We start from the raw sequence: 6,760 nt of genomic DNA, 5'->3' as shown, positions 1-6,760 counted from the left end.
TTTTCATGGATAAGACCAATCAAATTGTTGAAGATTTAGTTACCCCCCTTTTTGATGCCAACCGCAGGGTCGAAACAGGCGTACCTGCAATTTACGCCCCTTCTTATCAGGGCAATCATTGGGAAAAGCGGCTCGAACTCTCGCAGATGAAATTGAAGTTTGAGACCCTTCGTCGGGATGCTGATGTATTTTTAGTGCATCATGTAAAACATCTTTGGCAACGAGATGCTGTAGCCGCGTTCGACCCTTACCAAGCAAAAGGTAATGATCAAGTCTTTCACGCTCTCGCCCAAATTCGCGCAAACCACCCAAATCTGAAGGTTCGCGTTTTGATGTGTGAGTATGGCCCTGATGTGGATGCCTCCAAAAAGCTAGCTCAGGAATTGGGAGTCCAAGATATGATTGCTTGGATCCCACTCTCTCCGCGGAAAGAAATAATGGTGGCAATTTCCTATGCTGATGCTGTGATTGGTGAGATCGAGCGAAGTTGGCTTACCTATGGCACCGTGATTGAGGCGATGGTGCTTGGCAAACCCGTCATCCACAATAGAGACGACAGTTTTTTCGCGCCTCGGCCACTTTATCCAATGTATCATGCCAAGAAAGCCGAAGATATTGCGGATGCGATTTTGCGCATCGTAGCAAAACCTGATGAAGCGGCGGAGATCGGGGCCGTAGCAAAAAAATGGTATGATGAAGAGACCATCGCCAAACTCGTGAAGCAAATTCTTGACCTTACCCCGAGTAACAAATGATATACGGCACGGTTATAATCGGCAGCAGCCCAGCGATGCTGCTTGAAGCTATACTAAGGGCTCAACAAGGTCATGGCCCAACCATCGTGATTGAAGCCAAAGATCAACTGGGAGGAAATTGGTCTCCGCAGACACGGTTTGGACATCAAATCGACAACGGCCCACATCTATTGTATAATTTCAATTCTGACATGTCGGAGCTTTTCGCTACGCTCACAGAAATTACAGGATGCTCATTCGAAGAGATGGCTCCGCCTCCTCGCAGCGAAAGCCGCCTCAATCCTGCTATGTTGGAATTCTCGTTCGGATTTCATGGTTCCAAGACACGCAAACGGCTACGTGCGATTCGCGCTGTTTTGGCGCGCCATTGGTTGCCTGTGCTTAAACCGCAGAAATACTGGAGACCTCAAGGTGGTTTGAGCAATATTGTCCGCCAATTTCATCTTAAGCTCGAAGCTCTGGGTGTGGAAATTAGAACCTCTGTCGCTGTACAGTCTTTGCGAGAATTGCCAAACGGTACGGTAGAGGTATCTCTCGACAATGGTGAACACATAATCGGAGAAAGCGTGAAGGCAACTGCAGCAAGCTTGCCATTGTTGGCCGGGGTGTCGTCGAGCTTTACACTACCGGAGCTAAAATCCCGTCGCTACGGTCAGGCATACATCTACCTTCGCAATGCTCGAAAAAATGTGTTCTCATTTTTTAGGTGCTTCCATGATCCGCAAATGTTTTTGGCCGCCGAGCTAGGCAGTTCCGCCCAACCGCCACTACCGGAAGGCTGCACAGTATTGTCAGTAAATTTAACCTCTGGCTCACTTGCCGATGAAATCAACAACTCTGAGATCCTTGATTTTCTTCGTAGAAAGAAACTCGTGGAAGGAATAAACGGTTCGCCCGAAATCCACTGCGTCGAATGGGAGGTAATTGACCTCCCGATTGTTACAAATGAAATTACCAATCAATTAAACACAGAGCTTGACTCAATAGAGTTTATTCATTGCCACAATCTTGTGCGCACTCTTTATTCTCGGCTGGAGCTCGCGGGCGCTTTAAATTGACGCATTCGGCCAAACGCTGCCACTATGCAAGCGACCAAACTTTCCCGATGTGGGAAAGCGATCAGGTCTCAAGCTGGTTCTAGAGCGCAATTGAGGTATTGTTGATATGCTCGTGTTTGCTGAAAGCGCACAACACATATTGGTAAGCTTGTTTATTTTCTTGGTGGGTCTATCCATTGCCTTAAAGCAAAAACGGTTTTTTAAGGTTTCACAGAAGCAAGCAATCGCTCTTTATCTATGGCACAGCTTTTTCTGCATAGCTTTTTTCTGGTTTTCACTTGGCGGAAAAGCAGACGCCACAGGCTACTATCTACACTCTCTTGAATACGACTCAGGTTTTCACTTCGGCACCCGTGGTGTGTATTTTGTAGTTTCCTTCTTAAGCCAAAACCTAAGCTTATCTTATGGGAACGTGTGTTTGGTGTTTAACATCTTTGGCTACATCGGCCTGCTGGCATTCGCATCAGCGCTTCGGTCCGTGACCCTGCACAGTCGACCAGACATCAAGAAATTCAGCGCAGTTTTTCCCTATCTTCCAGGATTGAGCTTCTGGAGCTCATCCGTCGGTAAGGACGCACTGACTGGTATGGCAGCCGGACTCGTTACATGGGCTGCTTTAGACCTCCGCCATCGCTTGCCGGCCGTTTTTCTGGGCGCATTCTTGTTTTTCTTTACTCGCCCGCACATGGCTGGAATTTTGCTCTTGTCCTTCTGTCTCGCTTTACTCGTGACATCGCAACTCAGCGTTACTAGAAAATTCATGGTACTACTTATTGTCGTTCCAATCACCGTTTTTGGCGTCCAGCTAGGATTAACTTACGCCGGAATTGGCGATGCGCTGAAATCGAATGCTATCAGCCAATTCCTAGAAGCGCGACAAACGCAAAATCTCGGAGGGGGAAATTCAATTGATATTGCCAGTATGTCTCTTCCTGAACGCTTGCTAAGCTACATGTTTAGACCGTTGTTCTTTGACGCCGCTGGTGCGTTAGGGCTGCTCGTATCCCTTGAAAACATGGCTCTTCTGACTCTATTCGTAGCTGTATCCTTTAGGATGAGACGGACCAAGACTGTACTCGGCAGTTTCGAATTCTATCTCTTCGTGTTTTTCGTGCTTGGCTCTTGGTTAGTTCTGGCGAATACGACCTCAAACCTTGGTATTGCGATCCGTCAAAAGACAATGTTCTTACCTATGTTGATCACCCTACTTTTTTCAATGTGGCATGCTAACCGCAAAACACCCACTTATCTGAGAAGCTAAATTGAAACGTATTCTAATTTTTGCATCTTATGCACCCTCGCTTCAGAATTTTCGCGGGGCACTAATTGAAGAGTTAATCCGGCGAGGATACGAAGTGCACGCAGTTGCACCAAATCTTATCGGCGATAATCGCACTCAGGATTGGCTCGAAAAGCGTGGTGTTGTTTGTCACAATGTCGATTTATCGCGCACCGGTCTCAACCCTATCGCAGACATAAAGACGATCAAGCAACTCCGGTCACTGATGCGAAGTATTCGCCCCGATGTCTTTCTTGGCTACACAATTAAGCCAGTCATTTGGGGGTTATTGGTGGCTCGCATGGTGAGCATACCCCAACGAGTAGCACTGATAACAGGCTTAGGTTACGCTTTTACAGAAAACGCTAGCGGCCTTCGCGGACTGGTTCGGAACGTTGCGCGTTTTCTCTACAACCTTGCTCTAAAATACGCGACTTTAGTATTTTTTCAGAACCCGGATGACAGAGATGATTTTGACAAACTTGGTCTGCTGCCGAACGGTGTTCCAATCAAGTTGACAGCTGGGTCCGGAGTTGACACCGAACATTTTGCTCAACGACCCTTCCCGCCGCCGCCGATGCGTTTCTTACTGATTGCGCGCCTGCTTGGCGACAAAGGCATCCGTGAATTCGTAGCAGCCGCGCATCTTCTTCAACACAAATGGCCCGATGCGGAATTCCATATCGCAGGTGGAACCGATCTGAGTCCAAATGGCATTTCAAAGGAAGAAGTGCTCGAGTGGAATGAGAGACCAAACGTGACATGGCACGGACACTTATCAGATGTTCGAAATGCTATTTCACAATCACATGTATACGTGTTGCCGAGCTATCGTGAAGGGACACCTCGAACTGTTTTGGAGGCGATGTCAATTGGACGCCCAATTATCACAACCGACGCACCTGGTTGTCGTCAGACTGTTGTCACGGGAGAAAACGGATTTCTCGTACCAGTTAAAGATGTCAAGGCGCTTGCCGACGCGATGGAACGCTTTTTGAACAACCCTCAACTAGTTGAAAAGATGGGGCAAAGCTCTCGAAATATGTCTAAACGTGTATTCGACGTGCATCGCGTAAATGCGTCGATCCTGTCTGATATGGAACTGGACTAGCATCGCACTTCTCCGATCATCCCTAAAGATACTTGTCTTCAAAGTTTGCGAGACCGAAGTAATAAAGAAATTACGTTGAGAATGCTGGGTAACTCAGAAGACTATCGTTTTACAGCCATGCCTGTTACGGGTTTTCCAGTTGATGTTCTTGGACCTCAAAAATGATTTCATGCCTTTTAGAAGGTGAGGAGTAGGTTAGTTGATCAAGAGAGTAATAGATGTTCTGGGCGCAGCAATTGGATTGATAATGTTCTCTCCGGTTTTACTTATAGTTTCGTTGCTCATACTCCGAGAGATGGGCTCGCCAATAATGTTTCGCCAGAATAGGCCGGGACGGGAAGGCAAGACATTTCGAATGATCAAATTCCGCACCATGCGCGATGCAATGGACTCAAATGGTCACCCCCTCCCAGATGCGGAGCGACTCACGAAGCTTGGACGTTTCCTGCGATCAAGTTCCCTCGACGAACTGCCAGAGTTGTGGAACGTGATTAAAGGTGACATGAGCCTTGTTGGACCACGTCCGCTCTTGATAGAGTATTTGCCGCTCTACTCTCCAGAGCAGGCTCGTCGGCACGAAGTTCGCCCCGGCATAACCGGATGGGCGCAAGTGAACGGGCGCAATGCTATTTCATGGGACGAAAAATTTGCCCTCGACGTTTGGTACGTCGACAACCGCACCTTCCTGCTGGATTTGAAAATCATCTGGTTGACCATTCGAAAGGTGGTTAAGCGTGAAGACATCTCGGCAGCAGGGGAAGCCACAATGCCGAAGTTTTCGGGGAATGGGTCGTGACTACATTAATCGGTGTTTACGGTGCCGCTGGCTGTGGCCGTGGGATTATGCCGTTATTGCGCATCCAAGTTGCACAGGCTGAATTGGTGTTTATCGACGATGGGCAGGCTCTCGGCCAAATCAACGGCCACAAAATCGTAACCTGGCAAGACTTCCTTGATATTCCTGCGGAGGAAAAAGCTGTTAGCATCGCTATTGCTGCCTCAAAAACGCGCCAACTCCTAGCAGAGAAATGCGCCACGGCAGAGATTCCTCTTATTGAGGCTCGTGCTGCATCTGTTGTGCAAATGGATGACGTCACCATCAAGGATGGAGCGTGCTTATCACCATTCGTAACGCTGACATCCAACATCAGTATAGGTCGATGTTTTCATGCTAATCTCTACTCATATGTCGAACATGATTGCGTGATTGGAGATTTCGTAACATTTGCTCCCGGTGCCAAAGTGAACGGCAACGTCAGTATTGGCGATCACGCTTATATAGGCTCTGGCGCGATTGTTCGCCAGGGCATCACAATCGGTGCCGGCGCAGTTGTCGGCATGGGTGCCGTCGTAACCCGCGATGTCAAACCCGGTGTCACCGTCGTAGGCAACCCAGCCAAACCACTAACCAAGGACTGAAAAATGCGTATCTACCTCTCCCGCCCCCATATGTCTGGCAACGAGGAAAAGCGCGTGGCAGAAGCCTTCGCTTCGAATTTCGTCGCCCCACTCGGTCCGCAATTAGACGCCTTTGAGGCTTCCGTTCGTGAATACCTTAACGCAGATGTTCACTGCGTTGGCCTCTCTTCGGGTTCTGCGGCTCTACACTTATCACTGCGCGCCTCAGAGGTAGGGCCTGGTGACGAAGTGTGGGTTTCCTCTATGACCTTCGCGGGTGGTATCTTCCCTGTAAACTATCTTGGGGCGACCCCGCGATTTTTTGACCTCGACCCCAAAAGTTGGACGCTAGATACGGCTATTATCGCCGAAGAGTTGGCAAATGCTTCAGCTGAAAACCGGCTGCCCAAAGCAATCATACCGACTGATCTTTATGGTCAATCCGTCGATTTGGATTCTCTCGAGAAACTTGCTGCACACTATGGGGTTCGACTGATCGTCGATAGTGCTGAAAGCTTGGGGGCTAGCTTTCAGGAGGGACGCAAGGCTGGGACAGGTGGTGATGCGGCGATCTTATCATTCAACGGAAATAAAATCATCACTTCTTCTGGAGGCGGTATTTTAGTCACCCGCCATAAAGAATGGGCTGACAAAGCGCGCTTTCTTGCAACCCAAGCACGTGATCCAGCACCGCACTATGAACACTCTAGTCTGGGTTACAACTATCGCTTATCAAACATCTGCGCAGCTATCGGCCTCGGGCAAATGGAAGTGCTAGACTCACGCGTGGCCCGTCGTCGCGAAATATTCATACGTTACCAAAATAACCTATCTCAGTCAGGCATCACCTTCATGCCAGAACCCGAAGGCCTGAGATCAACGCGTTGGCTCACTGCGATAACCATTGACCCAACACAGACTGGGGTCACTCGCGAAGACATTCGTAACATGCTCCTCGAACACCAAATCGAGTCTCGGCCGCTGTGGAAACCGATGCACCTCCAGCCTCTTTATGCTGGCACAACTTACCATGGTTCTGGCGTCGATGAGCGACTGTTCACTGACGGTCTCTGCTTACCATCTGGAAGCGACATGACCGACGAGCAACAGGATGAGGTAATTCACCATATAAAGAAAATATTAGAGAAACCTCACTGAA

At 48.7% G+C, this 6,760-nt stretch carries 7 protein-coding genes; all 7 read left to right on the top strand.

What is annotated here, in order from left to right; translation table 11 throughout:
- Positions 1–755: glycosyltransferase (locus WG622_RS17635; protein ID WP_339404721.1), on the top strand; the 755-nt coding region annotated here is incomplete at its 5' end.
- On the top strand, positions 752–1,813 hold the full coding sequence (locus WG622_RS17630; RefSeq protein ID WP_339404720.1) for an FAD-dependent oxidoreductase: 1,062 nt from the start codon (positions 752–754) through the stop codon (positions 1,811–1,813). The genes WG622_RS17635 and WG622_RS17630, both read left to right, overlap by 4 nt.
- 106 nt (positions 1,814–1,919) lie before the next feature.
- Positions 1,920–3,074 carry a hypothetical protein gene (locus tag WG622_RS17625; protein ID WP_339404719.1) on the top strand — a complete coding sequence of 385 codons (1,155 nt, stop codon included), beginning with the start codon at positions 1,920–1,922 and terminating at the stop codon, positions 3,072–3,074.
- 1 nt (position 3,075) lies between these two features.
- Entirely contained in the window at positions 3,076–4,203 is a 1,128-nt protein-coding gene (locus WG622_RS17620; protein ID WP_339404718.1) for a glycosyltransferase family 4 protein, read from the top strand.
- Between the two features lie 199 nt (positions 4,204–4,402).
- Positions 4,403–4,999 carry a sugar transferase gene (locus WG622_RS17615; protein WP_339404717.1) on the top strand — a complete coding sequence of 199 codons (597 nt, stop codon included), beginning with the start codon at positions 4,403–4,405 and terminating at the stop codon, positions 4,997–4,999.
- A complete protein-coding gene (locus tag WG622_RS17610) occupies positions 4,996–5,622 on the top strand; it encodes an acetyltransferase (RefSeq protein WP_339404716.1) in 627 nt (208 codons plus the stop codon). The genes WG622_RS17615 and WG622_RS17610 overlap by 4 nt, the downstream gene beginning before the upstream one ends.
- Before the next feature lie 3 nt (positions 5,623–5,625).
- Positions 5,626–6,759 (top strand): DegT/DnrJ/EryC1/StrS family aminotransferase, encoded by a 1,134-nt coding sequence (locus WG622_RS17605; RefSeq protein WP_339404715.1) that lies wholly within the window; start codon positions 5,626–5,628, stop codon positions 6,757–6,759.
- The last annotated feature ends 1 nt before the right edge of the window (position 6,760 follow it).

This window comes from Cognatishimia coralii (assembly GCF_037478305.1).
GTDB classification, from domain to species: Bacteria; Pseudomonadota; Alphaproteobacteria; order Rhodobacterales; family Rhodobacteraceae; genus Cognatishimia; species Cognatishimia coralii.
The sequence above is the reverse complement of the archived record's forward strand: the minus strand, read 5'-3'. Positions and strand labels throughout refer to the sequence as shown.